The sequence below is a fragment of the Hyphomicrobium sp. NDB2Meth4 genome (assembly GCF_900117445.1).
Taxonomy (GTDB): Bacteria; Pseudomonadota; Alphaproteobacteria; order Rhizobiales; family Hyphomicrobiaceae; genus Hyphomicrobium_A.
The window spans coordinates 157,263-179,823 of sequence record NZ_FPEJ01000003.1 but is presented as its reverse complement, the minus strand read 5'-3'; the positions used below and the strand labels follow the sequence as shown (position 1 = coordinate 179,823).

Genomic DNA, 22,561 nt, shown 5'->3' with positions numbered 1-22,561 from the left:
TGCCGGCGGGCACTGTCAAGAATCCGCCGGCCGTTGCGCCATAATTTATTCGGCAGCCACGGGCTGGCGTGCCGAGTCGCGCTTGGCGAAACGCATCATGGTGAAAAGTCCGAACGGCCGCAGCGCCTTGCGTTCCAGCAGCTCGAGGTCGTCGCAGACCTCAACGCGCGACTGATCGAAGATCGAGCGCCAGCCGATCTTGTCGGCGAACGGAGCCATGCGCCGCTCGACCCAGCCGCGCACGCCTTCGCGCTGGCTGAAATGATTGACCAGCATGACCTCGCCGCCCGGCTTCACCACGCGGGACAACTCGCGCATGACCTTTTCGGGGTCCGGCACGACGGTCATCACGAACATGGCCACGACGATGTCGAAGGAGCCGTCAGCGAATTTGAGATCGGAGGCGTCCATCTCGTGCAGGCCGGTGACGTGATCGAGCTTTTCCTCGTTCACGCGCTCGCGGGCCTTTTCGAGCATCTCGGGGGAAAGGTCGATACCGACCACTTCAAGATGACGCTTGTAGTCGGGGAGGGAGAGGCCGGTGCCGACGCCAACCTCGAGGATGCGTCCCTGTCTCTGGTTGAGAACCTGAACCGCGTGGCGGCGGCTTTCGCCCGCGACGAGGCCGAAGGTGTAGTCGTAAACGGGTGCCCAGCGGCGGTAGGCGTCGAGCACGTCGCTCTCATCGATGCGCCCGATGCTCACGACCCGGCCCTGATGGCGTTCCAGCACTGCAGATCGTTGGCGATAATCAGTTTGCGACATCGATTTCACGAGCCCCTGGGCCCGCGCCTCTCAAACCCGCTGACTTTTCTGCGCTGCGGGACTCGGATGCCGTGGAGGCTCCGGGCTGCCGCGCGATGGTTCGGGCGATAAAGCCACCGCCCAAGAGGCGGGCATCGTCAGCGCCGCTAGCGTAAAACACGCATGCCTGCCCTGCCGCTACCCCGTCCTCGCCGTCTTCTAACACAACAGTGGCTGTTGCGTCCGCCTCGGCGAACAGCGTCGCCGCCTGCGGAGCCTGCGATGAGCGGATGCGTGCGAAGATCGGCAGACCCTCGCCTGCGGCTACTTCGAACGGCTCATCACCCAGCCAGTTGGTGTTTCTAAGGAGAAGGCTTTTGGTACGCAAGCAGTCACGCGGTCCCACCACGACCTCGTTGTGCTCGGCATCGAGCCGGACCACGTAAAGTGGCTCAGGCCCCGGAATTTTAAGGCCTTTTCTCTGTCCGATAGTGTAGTTGACGATGCCCTCGTGGGTGCCGAGGCGGCGCCCGTCGATGTGGACAATGTCGCCCGGCTTCAGGGCGCCTGGCTTCAGACGCTCTATGACGCCCGTATAACGGCCAGTAGGTACAAAGCAGATATCCTGGCTGTCTGCTTTCTCGGCAACAGGTAGCCCAAATTCGTGCGCGAGCTCGCGCACCCTGGCCTTGGGCATGCCACCGAGAGGGAACCAGAGGTGGCTCAGCTGCTGGGCTGTGGTGGCGAAGAGGAAATAGCTCTGGTCGCGGTCGGGATCCACGGCACGCAGCAGCTCCGGCCCATTGGGGCCCTCGCGCCGCTGAATGTAGTGGCCCGTGGCCAGGACGTCGGCGCCAAGCTCCTTGGCAGTGTCGAGCAAGTCCTTGAACTTGATCTGCTGGTTGCAAGTCACGCAGGGAATGGGTGTCTCGCCCGCGGCGTAGCTCTCAGCGAAGCTGTCGATGACGGCGGAGGCAAACCGGCGCTCGTAGTCGAGCACGTAGTGGGGAATGCCGATCGCATCAGCAACTCGGCGCGCGTCGTGGATGTCCTGCCCGGCGCAGCAGCTGCCCTTCCGGCCCGTTGCGGCGCCGTGGTCGTAGAGTTGAAGGGTAATGCCGATAACCTCATGCCCGGCCCGCTGCATGAGCGCGGCGACAACCGAGGAATCGACACCGCCGGACATGGCGACGACGACCCGGCGGCGGGCTGCATGCTCCGGGCTCGAGGCGAGAACGGTGCTTGCTTCGAGGTTGGGCGTTCTATCGCTCACGCGTTTGGCTACCAGCGTTTTTCTGACTTTTGGGCCCGCCCGGTTTTGCAGCGCCGCGGGCGGCCGAGATTAGGGCTGGACCTGGGGGATACGCAAGTCGGCTCACAGATCGCCGATCAGGCACCGGAATACGGCGTAGTTATGGGGCTTCGTTTGGCCATGCAATTGTTGCATAAACCTTAATGGTCTACAGGACGACGTGCGGCGCCGATTTATGTTATGTTTACTCAAGGGCTTAGGCCGGTATTAATCGTGTTGGACTACAACTGAAGGCTGGTCAGCGAGTGTGTAATGAGTATCATGACCGAGCAACAGATGAGAGCGCGGGTGCGCTACGTTATCGGCCCCGATGGGAGCCCGCTAACGATTGCGGATCTTCCTCCCCGAGATACAAAACGTTGGGTGATCCGTCGTAAGGCGGAAGTGGTTGCCGCGGTTCGCGGTGGCCTACTCAGCATCGAGGAGGCTTGTGACCGCTACAAGCTGACCGTCGACGAGTTCCTGTCCTGGCAGCGCTCGATTGACAAGCATGGCCTTCCGGGCCTGCGGGCTACGCGCATCCAAGAGTATCGAGACTGACGCGTCGAAAAGGTAGCTGACGGGACGATCCATCAGTTGCTCTTCGGAGCAGGCTTCCGCTTGCCCTCCTTTTCGGGGGCGGGGGGTGGTGGCGCGTTCTCGGACCAACCGCCTGATTGTGCCGGTGTGCAACCGATTTCTCCGGTTGCCCAACGTCTGGCGTCTGTCTCCAGCGATAGCGCCACCGGCTCGAGCATCTTGATGTTCTCGAAGGTGAGCGTCGTTGCGTCGTTCTCGGCGGCGATGGTGATCCGGTACGCGCGCATGCCTTTTGGATTGTCCGAGAGGCGATTGCGCTCGTGCAGGCTGATTTCGGCTTTGCCGCCTTTACTCGGGGGATCGGCATCTGCGTGATAGACGTATCCGGCTTTCAGCGGGCCGGCGGCGCCGAACCAGCATGACAGCGCTCCGCGGGCTATACGCGCGTAGACTTCAGTCGGAGAGCCGACCACGGGCGCTTCAGTGACGCTTCCGGTGAGTTCAGGAAGGCTGGGCAGCGAGGAGCCGTTGCCAGAGCAGCCGCCGATAAGGCCGCTCAAGAGTGCTGCGAGCCCCAAGAGGGCTCGGTGCGGAAGACTGCGCATACCCATCACGCCGGTCCGGCTGCAGAAGCGGCGCGATCAGGCGATCGCGCGATGATGCAACTCGTTCGCATGGCCCCAGCACGAAAACAAGCGGGGCCTGGCGGGGCGTTGTTGAGGAGTTCAAAACGGGACGGAGGATTGGTGAGAGGGGCGCTAGCGTTTCAAAACGCGCCCCTCATCATGGGTCAGCGCAGGACGGCCGCGGTGCGCTCGGAACGGCGGCGATTGCGCAGTTGCTCGTGGCTGGTGGTGGTGTCAGCGCGGGCGACCTGCTCCAGCGCTTCGTCGCGCTCGCGCAAGGCGGCTTCGAGCTTCGCACGAAGGCCGTCAGCAGAGGTCTTCAGATTATCGCGGCGCTGGCTCGCTGATTTGGCGAAGGTGGAGTAGGCGAAATGAGCGGGATCACGCACTCCGGTGCGCTCCTCCTCGGCCTTGATCTGGCGATCGAGGTCGCTGGCCATGCCGTCGAACTCACGGATCATGTGCTCAAGATCGGCGACTTTGCGCGCCATTTCGTCGGCGGTGAACCGCTTCAGCCTCATGGCCGATTCACGTGCTTTCATTGTTCGATACCCCGGACTAATTCGAACTCGCGCCGATAACTAAACAAGAATCATGCCAGCGCTTACGTTGACGGCCGAAATCGCAACTTGCCAACCTTGGCCGACCTTGCGGCGAAGCCTCTTCGAGGGCAGCGTGATCGCGGCGCACAACGTTCGCACCAAATCTGACACGCTGCCATTAAGTTGCGGTAAAGCAACGCGAAGATCAATCCCATCAATCCCGACTCGTTTGGGGCAAAAAAATGGCGGCTGCCCCCTAGGGGGGTGCCGCGAATTCTGTTACCTCTTGATTCGTAAGCGCATTGGGCTTGTGTGGCGCTGTCCTGGTTCGAGGCTTCCCGGTCGGGAAGGTGTTCAGGGTGGCATGCCGTCGCGGGCTCCGAGTTCGTCTGCATACCAGCACATATATTATGGCTTCGACGTAGCTTAGCCGCTGCGGACGGCCCGGTTTTGTCGGCGATTTGCGATTGCTGGCGGATGGCAGTGACGCTGGAAGGTAACCAAGTTCGTTACAAGATGAAGTCGCGAAGAAAGACTTAATTAGGGTTTGTTAACCTTTGAGCGGGTAAATTCCTAACGATGGCTTAGCTTGAAAAGAGTGGGCGCTCTTTTGGGCTTTTGGGGCAGCGGCGCGGACTAAGAGGAAGAACCATGAGAGTCCTTCTGATCGAGGACGACAGTGCAACAGCACAAAGCATCGAGCTGATGCTTCAATCCGAAGGGTTCAACGTCTACACGACGGACCTGGGTGAGGAAGGCGTCGATCTCGGCAAACTGTACGACTACGACATCATTCTTCTGGATCTCAATTTGCCGGACATGAGCGGCTATGAGGTTCTGAAGACGTTGCGTGTAGCGAAGGTCGGTACACCGATCCTCATCTTGTCCGGACTTGCCGGCATTGAGGATAAGGTGCGTGGCCTTGGCTTCGGCGCTGACGACTACATGACGAAACCCTTCCACAAGGACGAGCTCGTTGCGCGCATCCACGCCATCGTGCGCCGTTCGAAGGGTCATGCACAGTCCGTCATCGAGACGGGCGATCTGCGCGTCAACCTCGACACCAAGACCGTCGACGTGAACGGGCAGCGCGTGCATCTCACCGGCAAAGAATACCAGATGCTGGAGCTGCTTTCCCTGCGTAAGGGGACGACGCTCACCAAGGAGATGTTCCTTAATCATCTCTATGGCGGCATGGATGAGCCGGAGCTCAAGATCATCGACGTGTTCATCTGCAAGCTGCGCAAGAAGCTGCAGGCGGCGACCGGTGGTCAGCACTACATCGAGACAGTTTGGGGCCGCGGCTACGTGCTGCGCGATCCGAGCGACGATAGCGCGGTCACTGCCGCCTGATAAGGCACGCAAGGTTCGACGCTGCTGCTCTGCTTACTGCGCTTCGGGAGCCTTCGGGCTCCCGTTTGCGTTTGGGCGAGGCAACATCCGTAAGCTTTACGACTTGGCTTTGCGGCTTGACGCAGAAGCCGGGGGAAATAAGCATTGCCCGTCGAAAGCGATGGAGGGATCAGGTGTCTTTGGCGACGTTGGTGGGGTCGGTGGGTGTCGGTCTTTTGCTGCTGGCATTCGTTCTCAATATTGCAGGGGCACTGAAGGCGGAGAGCATTCCCTATTTAGGGCTGAATCTGCTCGGCGCGGGGCTCGCGTGTCTTTCGTCGTGGATGATCGATTTCATGCCGTTCGTCGTGCTCGAAGGCACGTGGGCAGCGGCGACGTTGATTGCGCTGATAAAGACTATTGCGCGGCAGAAGGCGCCAAGTTGAGGAGCGCTTGCGTTTCGGCGTCGGGCAGCCTGTCTCTAATGGCAATCCAAAATACGGCGAGAGAGAACGCACTAACGATGGCGATGTCGGTGTACTGCGGCAATAGCCCAAGTCCGCCCCCGTAGTTACCGGTCAGTGAGAACAGTCCAAGGCCGTTGATGAAGAGCCAGAACCAAAGGGACTGCTTCAGGTCGAGCTTCTCTCGCTCTCCGCCCCAATAATGCAGGGCGATAAGGAGCGCACCGCCAACGAGTGCAAGCGCAAAGACCTTCCAGTTCGTCTGCCAGCCGGCCCAATAGACGATGCAGCCGACGAACATGAAGGCGATCGCCGATATCGTCAGTCCCGCCTTGAGGCGGAATGGGCGCGGATGGTTCGGCAACTGGTGGCGCAAAGCGGCCAGCGAGACTGGGCCGAAGGCGAGCGAAAGAATCGCAGCCGAGGAGATGAAGCCGATCAGCTGCGACCATCCCGGGAGCGGAAGCAGCAACAGAAGGCCGACGAGGAAGTTGATCGTTATCGACCACACCGGAACGGCGGCTGCATTGAGGCGCATGAACAACTTCGGCAGCTGGCCATTCTCGGCCAGGGCGTAGTTGATGCGCGCGGTCGCTCCCGTGTAGGCGATTCCAGTCCCCGCGGGCGACACGATTGCGTCGACGTAGAGCAGCGCGGCGAGCCCCTGCAACCCTAGGATCGTGGCGAAGGCGGCGAAGGGGCCATCGGCGACGTTTTCGGATAGGCGGGTCCAGCCACCAGCGAGGTGGGCGCTCGGCACGGCTCCGACGAAGGCGATTTGCAGCAGTACGTAGATGACCAAGCTGATGACGACGGCGCCGATCATGGCCAGGGGAACGTTACGCTGGGGATTGGATGCCTCTCCCGCCATGTCGATCACGGTGCGGAAGCCGAACAGCGAGAAAATAACGCCGCCACCGGCGACGGCGGCAAAGATTCCATCGGCTCCAGTTGGCATGAAGCCGCCATGGTCGGTGAAATTTGTGCGATCGAAGCCGAAAACGATGAGGCCGACGACCGCCAGGAGGGGGATGGCGAGCTTCCAGGCCGTTACCGCGAGGTTGGCGCGCGCAAGCCAGCGCACGCCGGCCAGGTTGAGAATGACGAATGCGAGCAGCAGAGCCGTTGCAACAATGAGCCCGTGCCCGGTGAGCACGCGGTTGCCATCGACGAGCGTTGTCAGCCACGGGAGGTAGTTGGAAGTGTACTGCAGGACCGCCGTAACCTCAATTGGGGCTGTTGCAACGTAAGCGATCCAGCACAGCCATCCGGCCATGAAGCCGGACATCGAGCCATGGGAGAAATAAGGGATGCGGGCGATGGCACCGGCCAGGGGAAGCATGCCACCCAGTTCGGCGTAGACGAGCGACAGGAGCAGCGCGACGCCGCCGCCGATAATCCATGAGATGATCGCAGCAGGGCCTGCGATCTGGGCGGCATAGAGAGATGCGAACAGCCAGCCCGACCCGATGATGCCGGTGATGCCAGTGAAAAGCAGGGCCACTGGTCCGATCTGGCGCTGCAGCGCGGGCGTCGGCTGAGGTTTAGCGCACTGCGAGGGCCTATGGTCGTTGGTCGTAGTGCTCATTCTGCTCAGTCTCCGGGTGCGCTGGCGGAGCGTACCCCGAAGCTGGTGAAAGTCCGGTGGATGAGGCTTATGTTGCCGTGCTGCTCATAGGGAAACCGGCTCCCACGTTTCCGGGAGCACTCTACGAGGCGTGGCGGGTCTGCGTGGAGAAGTCGATAGCAGGTTGCGGCCGCCCGAACAGGTAGCCCTGGCCTTCGGAGCACCGTTCCTGCCTCAGCACGGCGAGTTGGTCTTCCGTCTCGATGCCTTCGGCGAGGACGGGGATGCCAAGCGTTTTGCCCAGGGCCACGATTGCCCGAATGATGGCGCGGGACTCGCCGCTGCCGACGATTTCAGTGACGAAGAAGCGGTCGAGCTTGATCTTGTCGAAGGGGAAGTAGCGCAGCGTCTCGAGCGAAGAGTAGCCGCGGCCGAAGTCGTCCAGCGCGATCGCGACCCCGAGCCGCTTGATCTGCTGCAATACTTCTCTGGCGGCTTCTTTGTCGGCGATGATCGCCGTCTCGGTAATTTCGAGCTCGAGGCGATCGGGGGCTAGACCGGATTCGATGAGCACGTCGTGAACCAGTTCCGGGAGCCCAGGACGGGCGATCTGCAAGCCTGACAAGTTGACAGCGACCTTGTCCGTGCTTGGCCAAGCAGCCGCATCGCGACAAGCAGTGCGGAGCACCCATTCGCCGATTTCGTGGATCGCCCCGCAGGTTTCGGCGAGCGGGATGAACTCGGCTGGCGAGATGGGGCCCAACTGGGGATGCGTCCAGCGCAGGAGTGCCTCATAGCCGGTGACAGCCATGGTTTTGAGCGACTTCTGCACCTGATAGTGCAGGGACAGCTCGCCATTCTTTGCAGCGATAGCAAGGCCAGCAATGAGGAATCGGCGGCGACGCGCCTCCTTGTCCAACAATGCTTCGTAATAGCAGACGCCATTCGGGACGGTGCTGGCTTTCGAGCGCTCTAAGGCATTGTCTGCCTTGGCGAGGAGGGCGTCGGTGGTGCGAGCGTCATTGGGCCATACGGCAACGCCGATATGAGCGGTTGGGTTCAGCTCATCAACGTTCTGACCGTGATCGATATGCAGGGCCCTCTTCAGGCGCCCAACGAACTTGAATAGATCCGATTGATCGCGGTAACGCCTGAAGGCGACGAATTCGTCTCCGCCGACGCGAGCTACGAATTCACCTTCCTCGAGTGTTTCCGCCAGATTTGCGGCCACTTCCGCGATGACACGATCGCCTACGTTGTGGCCGTGCGTGTCGTTGATCTGCTTGAAATCATCCAGGTCCAGCGATGCGAGACCGATCTTCATATTGGATGGACACTCTGCGACGGCCTTGTCGAGGAAGCGTCGAAGGCTTGCGCGGTTGGGCAAGCCCGTCAGCGCATCGTGCTGCGCCATGTGCGCGATCTTGTCTTCGGCGATGTGCTTGTCGAGTAGGTTGTTGCGGAAGACGACAAGCGATCTAGCTAGCGTTCCCAGCTCGTCGGAGCGCGTGGCGCCCTCGATCGCGACAGCAAGGTTGCCTTCTGACAGGTCGCGTGTTGCCGCAGTGAGCCGCCGCAATGGCGTCAACGTGGTAATGCTCAACACGGCCGCGATCGTGCCGATGCTGATGAGAACGATGCCGAGCGCAGTAGCGATCTCGAACACAGTGTTTTGACGCCACTGCGCCCTCGGAAACGCAAGGTTTACGGCGGCGCTGTAGGTGCCGATGACGTCGCCGTTCGCCAAGCCAGCATGACAGGAAGCGCAGCGGGGAGCGGCTGCGTTGCCAACACCAAGGATCGCGGGGCGGGCGACGTGAAGCCAGTCGCCAATGATTGCGGTCTGTGTTGTCGCTGTTTCAATTGCGGCGCGATCAACCCTGTTGCGCGGTCTCTCAATCTCGCCGGTTGCGCCGGCTTTGCCTACGTTGGCCATCTGCTGTGCGATGAGTTTCGGGCCCATCGACAGCCATAGGCGTATATCGTTGTTGTCCGCCGAGAATTGCTGAATCGCGCCGTCGAGTGTTCTAATGGCAGGGTCGCTGCTGTTCGCTGAACTGCTGTTGAGCATGGCCTGCTGGTGAAGGGTCTCCAGCAAGTCGAGGGCTGCACCAGCTCGCCTTTCGGCACGATGGGCAATCATATTCCAGTCGGACGACATGCGGTAGCCGAGGGCGATTACTTCCATCAAGACGAGCGCTATGCCGATGACGAGTAGGATGGTTCGGGCGACGGATGCAGTTCGTATTGCGTCAGACATTCAGACCTCTGAATTTCGTCTGAGCCGAGTGCATCTGGCGAATTAATTTATAGATAAGCCGAACGCATAAAGCGGGTGTCATCCGACAAAAGTCGGATGCGACAGAACTCCGCTGTATCCCGGAAATCGGGGCTTGCTGCAGCGGTTGTTGATCTAGATCAATCCGCGAGAAGGCGTCCGACGCAGTCGGCGACGCCGGTCTGCCAGGGGGGAAGACGGAGCCCGAACGTGCGTTCCAGCTTGCTGCAGTCGAGTTGTGAATTTGCGGGGCGGGGCGCCGGAGTCGGGTAGTCCGCGGTGCGGATCGGCGCCACGCTAGCGGACGGCCCGCCGAGGGCACGAGAGCGGTCGAACACCTCCTCAGCGAAACCGCGCCAGGTCGTGGTGCCAGTGTTGGCGACGTTATAGATGCCCCAGGGGACATCGGCGTCGGGCTTGGATGCGGTTGCCGCAAGATCAAGAATGGCGTTCACGAGGTGGGGCGCGTAAGTGGGGCTGCCACGCTGGTCGTCGACGACGCGCACGCTTTGGTGCTCACCGGCTTGGGAAAGCATTGTCCGCACGAAGTTGCGTCCGGTGGGACTGAATATCCACGAGGTGCGCAGGATGAGGTGCTTCGGGTTAGTCGCGCGAACAGCCTCCTCGCCTTCGAGCTTGGAGCGGCCGAAGACGGTGGCAGGGGATGTTGCGTCCTCCTCGGTGTAGGGGGCCTGCTTCGTGCCGTCGAAGACGTAGTCGGTGGAGATGTGGATCATCGGGATGCCGCGCTTGGCGGAAGCTTCTGCGAGCAGGCGGGCGCCGTCGCGATTGAGGGCGAAGGCGCGTTCGGGTTCGCTTTCGGCCTTGTCTACGGCGGTATACGCGGCAGAGTTGATGACGACCGTTGGCGAGATCGCCGACAAGGCGCGCTCGATGGATTTCGCCTCGCAGATATCGAGGGCCGCGCGGCCGACTGCGCACGCCATCACATCCGGGCGACCGGGAGCCATTTCTACGAGGGCGCGGGCGACCTGACCCTGCCAGCCGGCAATCAAGAGTCGCATGGGTACTCCGCTTGTTGTTCAGTCGCGTTCGGTTGCCAGACTTGTCTCGCCGTCACCACGGCCGCGACGGTTCAGATGCCACAGCAGCTCTCCGTCCACGATCGCAAAGGCGAAAACGTGGCCCAGCGAGGCTGCGATCACAGTTTCCCCGACGATGCGAACGGTGACGGGCTGGCCGTCGCAGGGTTGTCCTGCGGGAAGGTCGGCAAGGGCGCGCTCCCACACGGGGCGCCCGGTTGCCGCCTCGAGCAGCAGCACCGAGCCCGCGTGACCTACAGCGATGAGCGCGCGCGATTGTTCGGATGTCGAACGTCGCTCAGGCAAGCTCGTCATCCTTCTGGTTGAGGAACAGCAGCACGAGGCCGATGCAGGTGATAAAGCGGAAGGCGGCCTGCTGGCCATTCCACGTCTGAGACTGCCACATCTGGAACCATTCGCCGCCAACGGTCATGAAGCCGAAGAACCACAGCGCAAAGCCGGTGGCGAGGCCGGCAACGGCGACGTCCTTGGCGGCATTGAACGCCGGGGCGGAGGCTGTGCGGGCGTGCCAGAGCTTGCGGGCGCCGAAGAGGCAGAGGATTCCGGCGAGCAGTTCGCCGGCGATGATGAGCGCGTACCCCAAATGATAAAGGGTGGGGTTCGTGATCGCGCGCCAGGTGAGGGTCGAATTCGGGAAAATCGTGTCCATCGACATTACATGCTGCACGAAGGCGTAGTTGGTGCCGTAGTCGATGATGTTGTCGAGCCCGACCAGCAGCGAGAAGATGCCGATCATCAGGACGAGCAAAACTTTTGCGTAGCGCACGACCATCGGCGATGACCCTCAAAGATTCGGCGGGGCGATTATGCTGCTCTGGATAGCTGGAGCCAACTCCGCTACTTAAGGGCCGACACAACTCGTTAACTGCGCGAGGAATAGACCCGCGATATGAGCGATACACCGAACGCAAGCCCAGAGCGCGGCCTCAAGGCGGCGATCATCCCGGTGACGGGATTCCAGCAGAACTGCACGCTGTTGTGGGATCCTGAGACCATGAAGGGGGCCGTCGTGGATCCAGGGGGCGACCTCGATCAGATTCAGGCGGCGATTGCTCAAGTTGGTATGCAACCTGAGAAGATATTGCTCACCCATGGGCATATCGACCACGCGGGCGGGGCGGCGGAGCTGCGCGAGCGGCTGGGCGGCATTCCCATCGAGGGGCCGCACGTCAACGAGCGCCCGCTGCTCGACAACCTGGAGAAGCAGGGCGAAGCGTATGGGGTTCCAGCGCGCGCGGTGACGCCGGATCGTTGGCTGGACGAGGGCGAGACAGTCTCGGTTGCGGGGCACACGTTCGAGGTGCTGCATTGCCCCGGCCATTCACCGGGCTCGGTTGTGCTGGTCAACCGTGCGCAACGATTTGCGCTGATGGGCGATGTGCTGTTCCAGGGCTCGATCGGGCGCACCGATCTGCCGCTCGGCAATCATGAAGCGCTGATGCACTCTATCCGCACCAAAGTTATGGCGCTGCCAGACGAGTTCGTCTTCATTTGCGGCCACGGCCCGATGAGCAGCATCGGCCAGGAGAGGCGGACCAACCCGTTCATTGTGGGGGACGCGGCCTAATCCGAAGCTGTGAAGGTGGTTGGCCAACGCAAAAGCGGCGCTGAAACAGCGCCGCTGAAGCAATTAGCAAGAGTGTCCGAAGCTTAGAAGCTCCACTCCCGACGGAGGCAGCCGAAGATGCCGCATTCGGCGCTGAGGGTGCCGACGCCGATGGGGCTTGCATCATCGATGTTGGCCCAGACGTCTACGGTGTTCACGCGCAGCGTCTCGGAGCAGCTGCGCTTGCAATAGACCCAAGTACCGTGCGGCAGGCGTACCTGATAGCCGACATCGGTTGCCCGGTAGGGCGCGCGGATGGAGCCGTTGCCGTCGTGGCTGTGAGCCGTGACGTAGCCGAGCACCTTGCTGACTGCACGGGGGCCGGCAAGGGCGGGGCTGGCTACGATTGCCATGGCGGCGGCTGCGGCCATGACGCGGGCGACGGTCGAGGGGAACTTCATCTGGATCTCCGGTCAGGCCTCAAGACTTTCGAATCTGGCGAGGCAGATTAGCACGATTGGAGTTGCCCTTCCGGCGCCGGAACTAGGCGGCGGAGGTGCTGTGGCGCCAGGGCATCGCTCCCGCGCGGGTGCAGGCTCAGCTGCCGCGCGCGAAGTTGATGCTGACGCCCTTCAGGGTTGAGCCCTGCGTCGACAGGGAGACCGACTGCGTTTTGTCGTCGAGCGATACGGACAAGAGGCCGGTCAGTGCGCCGCCACCGATATTCAGGCGAAGCTTGGAGTCGTCTGCGCTGCCGGAGATGGTGCCGACCTGATTGTAGGTTCGCTCTTCCCAGGTGCCGGTGACGCGGCCGCCGGCATATTTGAGGACCGAGCGAAGCTCGACCTTGGTCGAGGGGTTGGCGCAGATAATGTTGAGTTTGAGCTGCGAGCCGCCCGAGCCAGAGTAATAGCCCTTGCAGGAGAGCCTCTCGCTCTTGCCGCCTTCCAAGCGGGCCGTGCCCTTGCCGCTCCATGTGCCCACCAGGGCGGAGAACGGACTACCAGCGGTGGCCGGGATGCTGGCCATGAGAACCGCGCTGGCAGCCAAAGCCAGAGCCTTTGCTCCCCCCTTGAACAAGCTCACAGTACACCTCCCAAAGCTCGAACTTCACAAGAATTCCGGTGATCGCTTCTTCCGGCTCTGCCCGACGGGCGGGCGCGCACGGCCTTGCCGCCGAAGAGATTAGTATCGGCATGTCCCAAAATAGCACAGCTATCGTTAAATAAGTGTCGCGTCATCCGATCGACAACCCGGGGGAAGGGGCCAAGGGTGGTCATCGGCCTATTTGCAGCTAGTTCATAAAGATGCTGTGGCCGACGCGCAGCAGCAGTTGCGCTGGGAAGAACGCTGGCTATATTGCGCCGCTTGCGACGGAGGGGTGGCCGAGTGGTTGAAGGCGCACGCCTGGAACGCGTGTAGGCGGGCAACCGTCTCGTGGGTTCGAATCCCACCCCCTCCGCCAGCAATTTCCCAAATTCAGATTGCCGTTCAATTCAGCCGGCAGTGCGAGCCTCCAGACTAAGCCGGGGGGCGGGACGCTGCGTCTGAGTAGAATCAGAATTTCGCGCCGGCAAGCGGGCTTCTCCGTGGGCGCGTGGAAACAAAACCACTGTAACTCAAGTATTTGATGGCCTTCCCGGGCTGCCGGGCCGCAAGGGTTGTCATTGTGGTCAAAGGGGTTACTATTGCAGTGCAATAACTTCTTGAGGAAGCAGCACTCGGTAAGTTGAGCTTATCTCGACCAGTTCGCCGCATTGGCGGCCATTCACCTTGTGCACCCTCTGATCATTGGAGGCAGCGATTTGCGCACAAGCGATCGAGATGTGACTGACGTCCTTAGCAAACGGCAGATCAGACCCAAGCGTCCCATCGGTGAGGGCGCCGACGTACGGCGGGTGGCCGTGCTCGGAGCTGGGGCATGGGGTACGGCGCTAGCCATCGCTTTGGCGCGGCAGGGCCTCGAGGTACGGCTCTGGTCGCGGCGGGCCGACCATGCCCTCGCCATGAGCCGTGACCGCGAGAATGGCGATCGCCTGTCCGGCTGCCCGTTTCCAGCCGAACTTGAGCCGACGCATTCGATGGAAGCGGCGCTCGCGGGCGCCGACCTGGTGTTGCTGGCGGCGCCAAGCGGCGCAGTGGAAGGCCTCGCTGGGCGTGCCCGCGCATTTGTCGGGGACGACGTGCCGGTGCTGGTCTGCGCCAAGGGATTGGCGGGAGACGGCACGCTCCTGTCGCGGCGCGTTGCAGCCAAATGGCAGTCTGGTCCGGTGCTCATCCTTTCGGGGCCGAGCTTTGCCGACGAGGTGGCGCAGGACCTGCCGACGATCGTATCGCTGGCCGGCGAGATGCCGCTTGCGGCATCGCTGGCGGAGCGCCTTTCACGCGGCCGTTTCATGTTGTCGCCGACAAACGATGTGGTCGGCGTGCAGGTGGCGGGCGTCTTCAAGAACGTCGCTGCTACTTTGTGCGGGGCCTCGGATGGATTGAACCTCGGCGCCAACGCGCGCGCGGCCATTCTCAGTGAGGCGGTTCGCGAAGCTTCGAGCCTGATCGTTGCGCTCGGCGGCTGCATCGAGACGCTGCTGGGGCCGGCCGGCTTCGGCGACTTCGTGCTGACGTGCACCGATGCCAAGTCGCGCAACTATCGTTACGGGCTGCAACTGGCAAAGCCAAAGTCCGCATCGTCCGGAGCCTCGGAAACGCATGAAGGGGCAGCCAACGTCGAAGCGCTGATCAGGATGGCGGCGCGTGTCGGCCTCAAGCTTCCGCTGGCGGAAGCTGTCGCCGCGCTGGTATCGGGGCGGCTCGATGCGCGCGGTGCCACGGAGGCGGCATTCGAGGGACGTTGCACGGACGCGATCGTGCTGGCGGAGGCGGGATGAGCGGTGCCCTCAGCACATCGCTCGCTTCGCGTGCACTGTTTCTGGCCGTCGATCTCGACGGGACATTTCTGGGCGGAAGCGATGAGGATCGCGCCGAGCTCTATGGCCTGATCGAAACACGCAGGAGTGAGATCGCGCTCGCCTTCGTCACCGGCCGGGATATTCCATTCGCGTCAGCGCTGGCCGGGACGCACGGCACGCCCGAGCCGGATCTGATCATCGGCGATGTCGGAACCTCGGTCGTGGTCGGGCCGCACTGGCAGCCGCATGCCGAGACGGAGCGCTGGATCGACAGCCGCTGGCCGGGCACCTCGGATGCCGAAGCGATCATGAGCCGGCGCACCAAGCTCAAGAAGCAGGACATCTTCGGGGGTCGCCGTCTTTCGTACTTCTACGACGATGCGGTCGAAGCCGAGGCTGCTGCGGTGGAGATCGATGCTGCAGGCTATGCGGCGCTCACCTCCGCCGATCTTTATTTCGATGTGCTGCCGCGTGGCGTGAACAAGGGCGAGACGCTCCTGAAGCTGCTGGAGCACGAGCGGTTGCCGCATGAGCGCGTTCTGTGTGCCGGCGACACGATGAATGACCTGTCGCTGTTCGAAACCGGGCTCAAAGGTGTTGCCGTCGGCAACGCGGAGCCGCGGCTGCGGGAAGCAATTGCGGATTTCGACAACGTCTATCGCGCGACGCGCGCGGGCGCTGGCGGAATTCTCGAAGCCATTGCTGAGCTGCGTATGCTTCCTCAGTCGCACGCTACGAAGGAGACTGCCTGATGGCTCAAGCCAAAAAATCCTCGTTCGTGATCGTCTACCACCGCCAGCCTTACGAGGAGGTGATCGAGAACGGCCGCGTCATTTATAAGGAGAACAAGAGCCCGAATGGCATCGTACCGGCGCTGAAGGGCTTCTTAGGCAGCGCGAAGGACGCGGTGTGGATCGCGTGGAAGCAGGTGCCGGCGAACGGCAAGGGCTTCGAGCGCACCGTCCACATCAAGGATTCCTACGGCGAGTACGACGTGGTGCGTCTGCCGCTAAAGGCCGAGCAGGTGAAAGCGTTCTATCACGTCACGTCGAAGGAGGCCTTGTGGCCGATCCTTCATTCGTTTCCCGGCAAGTTCAATTACGGGCCCGTCGATTGGGAGAACTTCCGCGAGGTGAACAGGCTGTTCGCGGAAGCTGCGTGCGAACAGGCGAGCGATGACGCGTTCATCTGGGTGCACGACTACAATCTATGGCTCGTGCCGCATTACGTGCGGCGCATCAAGCCGAACGCGCGCATCGCGATGTTCCATCACACGCCGTTCCCGGCAGCGGACACGTTCAACGTGCTGCCGTGGCGCGAGGAGATCCTCGGCAGCCTGCTCGATTGCGATATCGTGGGCTTCCATATTCCGCGCTATGCGGAGAACTTCGCCTCTACGGCCTGCTCGGTGCTTGGTGCCGTGCGCGCCGAGACGCGCGCGGTGAAGGGCCCGTTCTGTCCGACGGGGACGGTTCTTTCGGAGCCCACCGTCACCACTGCGCTGAACTACAACGGCCGCCGCGTCGAGATCGATGCGTGGCCGATCGGGACCAATCCAGAGGTCATCGATAAGCTTCTTTCCACCTTCGAGGCGGGCCAGCGGGTCGCTGAGATCAAGTCCGAGATCGGTGATCGGCGCTTGCTCGTTTCGGTGGGCCGCGTCGACTACGTCAAAGGCACCAAGGAGATGCTCGAGGCGTTCGACAGGCTGCTGGCGCGCCGTCCGGAGCTGAAGGAAAAGGTGAAGCTGTTCTGCGTGTGCGTTGCTCCCGCGGACGGCATGAGCGCCTATCGTGCCGCGCAGCGCGAAGTCGAGCGGCTTGTCGGTTCCATCAACGGCAAGTACGGCAATTTGCGCTGGTCGCCGATCATGCTGTCGACGCGCGGCGTGCCGTTCGAGGAGCTTGTCTGCTACTATCGCGCCGCCGACGTTTGCTGGATCACGCCTTTGAGGGACGGGCTCAACCTCGTCGCGAAGGAATTCATCGCCGCGCAGAACGGCGATCCCGGCGCGCTTATTCTTTCGGAGTTTGCGGGCTCCGCGGTAGAGCTGGCGGAGAGCATTCGCGTCAATCCCTATTCGGAACGCAGCATGGATGCCGCTATCGACGCGGCTCTCGACATGGGTGCAACAGAGCGCTCGGACCAATTGCAAAAGATGCGCGAGCGCGTATCCACCTGGAACGTGGACCATTGGGCGCAGCACGTGCGGGAGCGCTTCGAGGCGTTGCCGGCATCGCAAAACGAGAACGCGCGCAGCGCCGCGTAACAATCGGTGACTGAGAAGGGGGGAGCCCGTGGTTCTGGGCTTGCTCGATTGGGGCGTCATTGGCGCCTACCTGATGGTCGTCGTCGTCATCGGCGTCATCGTCACGCGCAAGGCTACATCTGGGGAGGAGCTGTTTCTCGCCGGGCGTAGCCTCGGGTTTGGCGCGATTGGGCTGTCGCTCTTTGCGTCTAATATTTCCTCTACCACAATCATCGGCGTCTCGGGCGCAGCCTACCAAAGCGGTATCAGCGTTGCGCACTACGAGCTGATGGCGGCACTGATCCTCGTCTTCATGGCGGTGGTGACGATCCCGGTCTTTCTGCGCACGCGCGTCACGACGATTCCGGAATACCTGGAAAAGCGGTTCGGTCCGCTGGCGCGCAAGTACGTCTCGGCGCTGACGATCTTTCTGTCGATCTTCGTCGATACCGCGGGCAGCGTCTATGCGGGCGTTCTGGTGCTGCAGACCCTGATACCGCAGACGCCGTTTTTGCCGGCGTGTATTGCGCTTGCTGTTTTCACCGGTATCTACACGGCGGCAGGGGGATTGCGTGCGGTGGTCTACACCGATGTTCTGCAGGCGATCGTACTCATCGCTGGAACCGGCGTTATCGCCTATGAGGTTTTCGGGCAGTTCGATTTCTCATGGGCGGTCGCTATGGCGGCGGTCGCGCCCGAGAAGCTGTCGCTGGTGCGGCCGCTGGATGATCCGGGTCTTCCGTGGCTTGGCGTGATCGTTGGCCTTCCGGTTCTCGGATTCTACTATTGGGGCACCAACCAATACATCATGCAGCGCGTGCTCGGTGCCCGGTCGCTGGAGCAGGCGCGGTGGGGCGCGATGCTGGCGGCGGCATTGAAGGTGCTGCCGCTGTTCCTGATGGCCATTCCGGGTGCGCTTGCGTTCGCCCTTCTTCCCAATCTCGACAATGCCGATCAGGTGTTTCCGGCTATGCTCGTCACCTTCCTGCCGGTGGGTCTGACGGGACTGGTACTGGCGGGGCTGATCGCAGCCATCATGTCGACGATCGATTCCACGTTGAATGCCGCTTCGACGCTCGTCATGTACGACTTCGTCAAGCCTGATGAGCGGGGATGGTCGGCGGAGCGAGTGGTCTGGGTCGGGCGTGTGGCAACGGCCGTGTTCATCGTGGTGGCGGCGCTATGGCCGCTGGTGATCCGCGAGTTTCCGGGGCTGTTCAATTACATCCAGCAGGTGTTCTCATATGCCGTACCACCGGTCGCCGCTGTGTTCCTGCTTGGCATGTTCTGGCCGCGGATGACCAATGCAGGTGCGATCGCCACCTTGGTGCTCGGGCACATGCTCGGCGCTGCACTCCTCTGCTGGAAGATTTGGAGCCAGTCCGCGGGTGTCGCCGATGGGCTGCCGCACTTCACCATTGTTGCCGGGCTGACGACGCTGTTCTGCCTATGCGTCGGAATTGCAGTGAGCCTGATGACCGCACAGCCCGCACCGGCTCGTGTGGCGGGACTGCTTTGGTCCCGCGAGGGGGCGCCGTGGCGGGGGGGCGCCGATTATCGGTGGCAGGCGACCATGATTGTTGCCACGGTTGGCGTGCTCATTTGGGCGTTCCGCTAGAGTTTCCTTGGTCAAAGGAATTTGCGGAAGCCGAGCTTGCTGTCCCAGGCGTCGATTGCGTCGCCCTGCTGCTCACGATCGATCACGAAAGCGATGGAGCGTGCAATCAGCTGGTGCGTGCGGTCGATGGCGTCCACGGAGGCGCGGCGGTCGGTAGTAATCGCGGCCACAGGGGCGCCGCGCGGCAGGTGCAGGCCGGACCGTTGAAGGCCGCGCAGTCGCCCGAACAGAGGCACTTCGACGGGCATGGAGCCGACGTATCCGACGACCTGGCCGGCGGAGACGAGATCGCCAATTGCAGCGACTCCGAGGAAGAGGCCCGTGCAGGGCGCGTGAACGAGGGTCTCAGGCATTGCGGGTGCGGCATGGGAGGCGCTGGCCGAGCGGATAACGGCACCGGGGTCGTTGCCGCCGATTTCGATGACGATGTCGCAGTCGTCCCCGGCGATGGCGCCTGGCCCCAGGACGATCGTCATCTCCGCCGGTATGCGTGCGCGGGTGGCAGCATCGGGATCGGGCCGTGCATCGATCACTACATCCCACGGCCAGCGCGATATCGCCTCGATCGAGCGCTGGGTGAGGATTGGAATGGTCAGGGCGCTGCGGAGTGCCTGCAGAAATTCCGCGTCAGAGTCGGCGCGGCGGGCCTCGACATCCTCGAGGACGGCGGCGCCGTCGTACCAGGCATCGGAGAAGCTCATCGACCTGCGGAGGATGGCAGGCGGTGCCGGAGCGTGCATGGCGACAGCATAGCCGGCGAGCAGAAGCCGCCGGGCAACCGCTGAAGCAAGCTCGTCCAACCCAAGGACGAGGATGCAGCTCTTGTCGCCCATTATCGATAAGTCCCTACGCTCGCGAACTTGAGGGCATCATAGGGGAACGTTGCGGTCCCCGCTATTTGTTAGCGCCGCCTGCTTCATCTTGCGCAGCCAGACCCAGCTTGTTTTCGAGCGAGGTGATCTCGCTACGCAGCTTCTCCTGCTCCTGGTTGCGGCGGACCATGCGGATCTGGATCTTGCCGATCTCCATTGAAAGCGTGCGGCGCGAGTCGGCGTCGCCGCTGCTGGATGTATCGAACTGCTTGTCGAAGATCGCCTGCTGGTCGGACTTGTTGGCTTCCTGGAGCTGGTGCAGGCGCTCGCGCGCCTGGGCGAGCGCGACGATGTTCTGCGTGTGCTCGGCGTCAGCGCGCCTGGCGGCTGCTTCATCAACGGGGCGGGCGGCACGCGTTGCTGTATTGCCGGTGTCGCCGTCGTTGTGGAAGTGGAACTCTCCCGTCAGCGCTGAGTGATCCCATGGCACCTGCTTGCCATCCGTCGAGGCGAGCACGTCTTTGCGCACTTCGATCATCGTGGAGGTGAGATTGCGGCCGGGCTCGCGCACGTGTTTGGCGAGCGCCGCGGTGAACGGTGAGTTGCGGCCCTTGCCATCCAGCGCGACGTTGCCCGGCTGGGTCGAATAGGAAATGAACGTGCCGACGCCAGTTTCGACCTGGGCGAGGCCTTTGCCGATGCTGGCAGAGCGCGTGCCCATGGAGCGGGCGAGGTTGCGGCCGAACGGGTTATCGCGGCAGGCGTCGAGGAACACGATGTTGGTCTTGTCGCCGCGGCCGAGCTCCATCTGCTTGAGGACGAGATCGAGGCTGACGGCGTCGAAGTCGAGATCGCGTTCATTGGCAAGGCGGGCGTCGGTTGGAATGAGGTAGTTACGTCCGCCGACCTGCAGGCCATGTCCGGCATAGAAGAAGATCGCCACGTCGGAGCCTTCGAGGAGCTCGCCAAAGTTGCGCACGCGGGTGTCGAATGCACGCTTGTCGACGTCGATGCCAAGGATGACTTCGAAGCCAGCGCTTTTGAGTGCGGAGGCGATGTCGTTGGCGTCGTTGACGGGATTGGCTAGCGGCGTTGCCTCGACGTACTTGGAATTGCCGATGACGAGCGCGACGCGCTTTTCGGCAAGGGCTGGCATGGCTGATACGGCAAGGGTGAAGGCGAGGGCTGCAAAAGCGCGAAGCGACAACATGCAAAACTCATTATGTGGTTGGCTGGGGTAGCAGCCCGGGATGAGGGTTATCACCAGATCTCCGTGACAACTTTTGGACTATAGCAGGTTGCGGCGGGGGGGCTGCGCGGCCTGGGAGCCACACCCCGGCGACGTTTACAAAGCGTCGTTAAACGTGATCGATAAGGCCACGTGTCTGCCCCATGCGGCATGCTTCCTCGGCGCCAAGCGAGGGAGAGCTATGGTCCAGAATCACAAGGCAGACAGCTTCGACGGCCGCCGGGCGGCCAGCATCGTGCCGGAGACCAATCCGGTGAGCATGGAAGAGCTGATGCGCAAGGATGCGCCGGGAACAAACGTCGACCCCGACGATGACGATGTGCGCGCGCTGCTGCTTGCAGCGATGGCGCTGACCAGCGGCAACGAGTAGGCGCCGCTTCGGCGGTTGCCCACATGACGCGCGGCCCGTATCAACGGAATCGGCGCGGCTATCATGGCCGCGCCGATTTCACACGAATGCGGGGCTCAGATTTCCAACATGCGTGTTCTCATCACGGGGGCAGGTGGGTTCCTCGGATCGCATCTGTTGCGGGGGCTGCGCGGGCACACGCTTATCGCTGCGTCGCGCCGGCCGGTTGGCGGAACTGAATGGCGGCAGCTCGGTGACCTCGGCGGCTCCATCGATTGGGACGGATTGCTGCGCGACGTCGATGCGGTGGTGCATCTCGCCAATATTGCGCACCGGTCGGCGAGCGATGAAGAGTTCGACCGGGTCAATCGCCAGTCGACGGCAGATCTATGCGCTGCGGCCAAACGAGCGGGACTCCGGCAGCTCGTGTTCGTGTCGTCGATTGCGGCGCAGGTCGGACATTCATCGCAGACGGTCGTCACGGAGGCGGATGCGCCAGCTCCTGTCGGCGCCTACGGGCGATCGAAACTGGCAGCGGAACGCGTGATCGCCGAAAGTGGCGTGCCGTTCACGATCCTGCGCCCCGTGCTGGTGCTGGGTGAAGGTGCGAAGGCGAATGCTGCAAGCCTGGAGAAGCTGGCGCGGCTACCCGTGCCGCTGCCGCTCGGGTCCATTGCGGCTGAGCGCTCGTTCCTGTCGGTGGAGAATTTCGTGTCGGGTGTCGCCACAGTGCTCGGTAATCCGCGGGCGCTGGGCGAGACCTACGTCATAGCAGATCCGCTACCGATGACTGTCGGTGAGGTAATCGCCAAGATGCGAGCAGGCATGGGGCGCCGTCCAGGGATCGTGACGCTCCCGCGCGGCAGCCTTGAGATGCTGATGAAGTTGCCCGGTGCGCGCGCAATTTGGGAGCGCATCGGCAAGCCCCTCGTGATCGATCCGGCCAAATTGATGGGGCTCGGATGGTCGCCTACGCGCTGAGACGTGCGCTTCATGACGCGAGGCTTGGCGAGCCTCGCGTCACGACACTGGTGGGATTGTGTCAGTAGAAGCGACGGTAGTAGCGCGGGCCGTAATAAAGACGGTACGGCCGGTAGTAGCGGTAGGGGCGATAGTAGTACGGGCGGTAGCCGTAGTAGCGGTACGGTCTGTACCAGCGCCGCCAACGCACTTGCTCGACCGGGGACGCGGTCGTGGTGGCTGCAATGTCAGCGCGCGCCGGGGCAGGGAGTGCCGAGGCGCTGGGCATCGTTACGTAGAGAAAAGCTACAAAGGCGGAAGCAACGAGGGCGTTTGTTCGCATGGCGTTCGCTCCTTGGAAGCGTTGAGTGCACCGCTCCCGCCCGGCGTGGCATGTGGTCGGAGAGGCGACTAACAGAAGACCT

At 62.4% G+C, this 22,561-nt stretch carries 24 protein-coding genes and 1 tRNA gene; 11 read left to right on the top strand and 14 right to left on the bottom strand.

The genetic code is table 11. The features are described 5' to 3' along the window. Positions 1-45: 45 nt before the first annotated feature. Positions 46-765, bottom strand: a complete 720-nt coding sequence (locus NDB2M4_RS06945; protein WP_083555980.1) for a class I SAM-dependent methyltransferase — start codon at positions 763-765, stop codon at positions 46-48. Further along, positions 752-2,017: a tRNA 2-thiouridine(34) synthase MnmA gene (gene mnmA / locus NDB2M4_RS06940; protein WP_280173524.1), complete on the bottom strand. Its 1,266-nt coding sequence runs from the start codon at positions 2,015-2,017 to the stop codon at positions 752-754. The genes NDB2M4_RS06945 and mnmA overlap by 14 nt, the downstream gene beginning before the upstream one ends. A gap of 300 nt (positions 2,018-2,317) precedes the next feature. Between mnmA and NDB2M4_RS06935 the strand changes: the two genes are divergently transcribed. Next, on the top strand, positions 2,318-2,596 hold the full coding sequence (locus NDB2M4_RS06935; protein ID WP_072373309.1) for a CtrA inhibitor SciP: 279 nt from the start codon (positions 2,318-2,320) through the stop codon (positions 2,594-2,596). A gap of 32 nt (positions 2,597-2,628) precedes the next feature. Here NDB2M4_RS06935 and NDB2M4_RS06930 read toward each other — a convergent pair whose 3' ends face one another. Both NDB2M4_RS06930 and NDB2M4_RS06925 read right to left on the bottom strand, forming a co-directional pair. Beyond that, complete coding sequence (locus tag NDB2M4_RS06930) at positions 2,629-3,153, bottom strand: hypothetical protein (RefSeq protein ID WP_072372335.1); 525 nt, start codon at positions 3,151-3,153, stop codon at positions 2,629-2,631. Positions 3,154-3,365: 212 nt separating this feature from the next. Next, positions 3,366-3,743 (bottom strand): flagellar export protein FliJ, encoded by a 378-nt coding sequence (locus tag NDB2M4_RS06925; RefSeq protein WP_072372333.1) that lies wholly within the window; start codon positions 3,741-3,743, stop codon positions 3,366-3,368. Positions 3,744-4,394: 651 nt separating this feature from the next. On the opposite strand from NDB2M4_RS06925, the gene NDB2M4_RS06920 reads away from it, so the two are divergent. Both NDB2M4_RS06920 and NDB2M4_RS06915 read left to right on the top strand, forming a co-directional pair. Next, positions 4,395-5,096: a response regulator transcription factor CtrA gene (locus NDB2M4_RS06920; RefSeq protein ID WP_072372331.1), complete on the top strand. Its 702-nt coding sequence runs from the start codon at positions 4,395-4,397 to the stop codon at positions 5,094-5,096. Between the two features lie 173 nt (positions 5,097-5,269). Then, entirely contained in the window at positions 5,270-5,521 is a 252-nt protein-coding gene (locus NDB2M4_RS06915) for a CBU_0592 family membrane protein (protein WP_072372329.1), read from the top strand. Here the strand turns inward: NDB2M4_RS06915 and NDB2M4_RS06910 are convergent. The 5 genes from NDB2M4_RS06910 to NDB2M4_RS06890 all read right to left on the bottom strand — a co-directional run bounded on the left by NDB2M4_RS06910 (position 5,493) and on the right by NDB2M4_RS06890 (position 11,220). Beyond that, a complete protein-coding gene (locus NDB2M4_RS06910; protein ID WP_083555977.1) occupies positions 5,493-7,127 on the bottom strand; it encodes an APC family permease in 1,635 nt (544 codons plus the stop codon). The two genes, NDB2M4_RS06915 and NDB2M4_RS06910, sit on opposite strands and share 29 nt — an antisense overlap. A 121-nt stretch (positions 7,128-7,248) precedes the next feature. After that, positions 7,249-9,366, bottom strand: a complete 2,118-nt coding sequence (locus NDB2M4_RS06905; protein WP_072372327.1) for a putative bifunctional diguanylate cyclase/phosphodiesterase — start codon at positions 9,364-9,366, stop codon at positions 7,249-7,251. Between the two features lie 158 nt (positions 9,367-9,524). Next, entirely contained in the window at positions 9,525-10,409 is an 885-nt protein-coding gene (rfbD, locus tag NDB2M4_RS06900) for a dTDP-4-dehydrorhamnose reductase (protein WP_072372325.1), read from the bottom strand. An 18-nt stretch (positions 10,410-10,427) separates the two neighbouring features. Beyond that, positions 10,428-10,733: a hypothetical protein gene (locus tag NDB2M4_RS06895; protein ID WP_139247131.1), complete on the bottom strand. Its 306-nt coding sequence runs from the start codon at positions 10,731-10,733 to the stop codon at positions 10,428-10,430. Further along, complete coding sequence (locus tag NDB2M4_RS06890) at positions 10,726-11,220, bottom strand: DUF2165 family protein (RefSeq protein WP_072372321.1); 495 nt, start codon at positions 11,218-11,220, stop codon at positions 10,726-10,728. Before NDB2M4_RS06890 ends, NDB2M4_RS06895 begins: the two co-directional genes overlap by 8 nt. Positions 11,221-11,337: 117 nt before the next feature. Between NDB2M4_RS06890 and NDB2M4_RS06885 the strand changes: the two genes are divergently transcribed. Then, entirely contained in the window at positions 11,338-12,015 is a 678-nt protein-coding gene (locus NDB2M4_RS06885) for an MBL fold metallo-hydrolase (protein WP_072372319.1), read from the top strand. Positions 12,016-12,098: 83 nt separating this feature from the next. On the opposite strand, the gene NDB2M4_RS06880 is transcribed toward NDB2M4_RS06885, so the two are convergent. Together NDB2M4_RS06880 and NDB2M4_RS06875 are read right to left on the bottom strand one after the other, a co-directional pair. Continuing rightward, the gene (locus tag NDB2M4_RS06880; protein ID WP_072372317.1) at positions 12,099-12,455 is read right to left on the bottom strand and encodes a hypothetical protein; all 357 of its coding nucleotides are present in this window, start codon (positions 12,453-12,455) and stop codon (positions 12,099-12,101) included. A 136-nt stretch (positions 12,456-12,591) separates the two neighbouring features. Further along, positions 12,592-13,080: a hypothetical protein gene (locus NDB2M4_RS06875; RefSeq protein WP_083555975.1), complete on the bottom strand. Its 489-nt coding sequence runs from the start codon at positions 13,078-13,080 to the stop codon at positions 12,592-12,594. A gap of 289 nt (positions 13,081-13,369) precedes the next feature. On the opposite strand from NDB2M4_RS06875, the gene NDB2M4_RS06870 reads away from it, so the two are divergent. The 5 genes from NDB2M4_RS06870 to NDB2M4_RS06850 all read left to right on the top strand — a co-directional run bounded on the left by NDB2M4_RS06870 (position 13,370) and on the right by NDB2M4_RS06850 (position 18,766). Next, positions 13,370-13,459 (top strand) — tRNA-Ser (locus tag NDB2M4_RS06870). 361 nt (positions 13,460-13,820) lie between these two features. Beyond that, the gene (locus NDB2M4_RS06865) at positions 13,821-14,879 is read left to right on the top strand and encodes an NAD(P)H-dependent glycerol-3-phosphate dehydrogenase (protein ID WP_171988046.1); all 1,059 of its coding nucleotides are present in this window, start codon (positions 13,821-13,823) and stop codon (positions 14,877-14,879) included. Further along, positions 14,876-15,652 carry an HAD-IIB family hydrolase gene (locus NDB2M4_RS06860; RefSeq protein WP_072372315.1) on the top strand — a complete coding sequence of 259 codons (777 nt, stop codon included), beginning with the start codon at positions 14,876-14,878 and terminating at the stop codon, positions 15,650-15,652. Before NDB2M4_RS06865 ends, NDB2M4_RS06860 begins: the two co-directional genes overlap by 4 nt. Then, positions 15,652-17,169, top strand: coding sequence for a glucosylglycerol-phosphate synthase (ggpS, locus tag NDB2M4_RS06855; protein ID WP_072372313.1), 1,518 nt, complete (start codon positions 15,652-15,654; stop codon positions 17,167-17,169). The genes NDB2M4_RS06860 and ggpS overlap by 1 nt, the downstream gene beginning before the upstream one ends. 28 nt (positions 17,170-17,197) lie before the next feature. Then, positions 17,198-18,766, top strand: a complete 1,569-nt coding sequence (locus NDB2M4_RS06850) for a sodium:solute symporter (RefSeq protein ID WP_210186513.1) — start codon at positions 17,198-17,200, stop codon at positions 18,764-18,766. 11 nt (positions 18,767-18,777) lie between these two features. Here the strand turns inward: NDB2M4_RS06850 and NDB2M4_RS06845 are convergent, their stop codons facing one another. Beyond that, on the bottom strand, positions 18,778-19,599 hold the full coding sequence (locus tag NDB2M4_RS06845; RefSeq protein ID WP_072372311.1) for a hypothetical protein: 822 nt from the start codon (positions 19,597-19,599) through the stop codon (positions 18,778-18,780). A 61-nt stretch (positions 19,600-19,660) separates the two neighbouring features. After that, positions 19,661-20,788, bottom strand: coding sequence for a caspase family protein (locus NDB2M4_RS06840; protein WP_072372309.1), 1,128 nt, complete (start codon positions 20,786-20,788; stop codon positions 19,661-19,663). A 220-nt stretch (positions 20,789-21,008) separates the two neighbouring features. Between NDB2M4_RS06840 and NDB2M4_RS06835 the strand changes: the two genes are divergently transcribed. Then, positions 21,009-21,197 (top strand): hypothetical protein, encoded by a 189-nt coding sequence (locus tag NDB2M4_RS06835; RefSeq protein WP_072372307.1) that lies wholly within the window; start codon positions 21,009-21,011, stop codon positions 21,195-21,197. Positions 21,198-21,305: 108 nt separating this feature from the next. Then, the gene (locus NDB2M4_RS06830; protein WP_171988045.1) at positions 21,306-22,157 is read left to right on the top strand and encodes an NAD-dependent epimerase/dehydratase family protein; all 852 of its coding nucleotides are present in this window, start codon (positions 21,306-21,308) and stop codon (positions 22,155-22,157) included. A 61-nt stretch (positions 22,158-22,218) separates the two neighbouring features. Here the strand turns inward: NDB2M4_RS06830 and NDB2M4_RS06825 are convergent, their stop codons facing one another. Then, the gene (locus tag NDB2M4_RS06825) at positions 22,219-22,479 is read right to left on the bottom strand and encodes a hypothetical protein (RefSeq protein ID WP_072372305.1); all 261 of its coding nucleotides are present in this window, start codon (positions 22,477-22,479) and stop codon (positions 22,219-22,221) included. Positions 22,480-22,561: the final 82 nt, after the last annotated feature.

Excerpts from the sequence above, each read along its gene's own strand:
- NDB2M4_RS06945 (WP_083555980.1), bottom strand. The coding sequence starts at position 765 with ATGTCGCAAACTGATTATCGCCAACGATCTGCAGTGCTGGAACGCCAT.
- NDB2M4_RS06935 (WP_072373309.1), top strand. The coding sequence starts at position 2,318 with ATGACCGAGCAACAGATGAGAGCGCGGGTGCGCTACGTTATCGGCCCC.
- NDB2M4_RS06925 (WP_072372333.1), bottom strand. The coding sequence starts at position 3,743 with ATGAAAGCACGTGAATCGGCCATGAGGCTGAAGCGGTTCACCGCCGAC.
- NDB2M4_RS06920 (WP_072372331.1), top strand. The coding sequence starts at position 4,395 with ATGAGAGTCCTTCTGATCGAGGACGACAGTGCAACAGCACAAAGCATC.
- NDB2M4_RS06910 (WP_083555977.1), bottom strand. The coding sequence starts at position 7,127 with ATGAGCACTACGACCAACGACCATAGGCCCTCGCAGTGCGCTAAACCT.
- NDB2M4_RS06905 (WP_072372327.1), bottom strand. The coding sequence starts at position 9,366 with ATGTCTGACGCAATACGAACTGCATCCGTCGCCCGAACCATCCTACTC.
- rfbD (WP_072372325.1), bottom strand. The coding sequence starts at position 10,409 with ATGCGACTCTTGATTGCCGGCTGGCAGGGTCAGGTCGCCCGCGCCCTC.
- NDB2M4_RS06890 (WP_072372321.1), bottom strand. The coding sequence starts at position 11,220 with ATGGTCGTGCGCTACGCAAAAGTTTTGCTCGTCCTGATGATCGGCATC.
- NDB2M4_RS06885 (WP_072372319.1), top strand. The coding sequence starts at position 11,338 with ATGAGCGATACACCGAACGCAAGCCCAGAGCGCGGCCTCAAGGCGGCG.
- NDB2M4_RS06880 (WP_072372317.1), bottom strand. The coding sequence starts at position 12,455 with ATGAAGTTCCCCTCGACCGTCGCCCGCGTCATGGCCGCAGCCGCCGCC.
- NDB2M4_RS06860 (WP_072372315.1), top strand. The coding sequence starts at position 14,876 with ATGAGCGGTGCCCTCAGCACATCGCTCGCTTCGCGTGCACTGTTTCTG.
- ggpS (WP_072372313.1), top strand. The coding sequence starts at position 15,652 with ATGGCTCAAGCCAAAAAATCCTCGTTCGTGATCGTCTACCACCGCCAG.
- NDB2M4_RS06845 (WP_072372311.1), bottom strand. The coding sequence starts at position 19,599 with ATGGGCGACAAGAGCTGCATCCTCGTCCTTGGGTTGGACGAGCTTGCT.
- NDB2M4_RS06840 (WP_072372309.1), bottom strand. The coding sequence starts at position 20,788 with ATGTTGTCGCTTCGCGCTTTTGCAGCCCTCGCCTTCACCCTTGCCGTA.
- NDB2M4_RS06835 (WP_072372307.1), top strand. The coding sequence starts at position 21,009 with ATGGTCCAGAATCACAAGGCAGACAGCTTCGACGGCCGCCGGGCGGCC.
- NDB2M4_RS06830 (WP_171988045.1), top strand. The coding sequence starts at position 21,306 with ATGCGTGTTCTCATCACGGGGGCAGGTGGGTTCCTCGGATCGCATCTG.
- NDB2M4_RS06825 (WP_072372305.1), bottom strand. The coding sequence starts at position 22,479 with ATGCGAACAAACGCCCTCGTTGCTTCCGCCTTTGTAGCTTTTCTCTAC.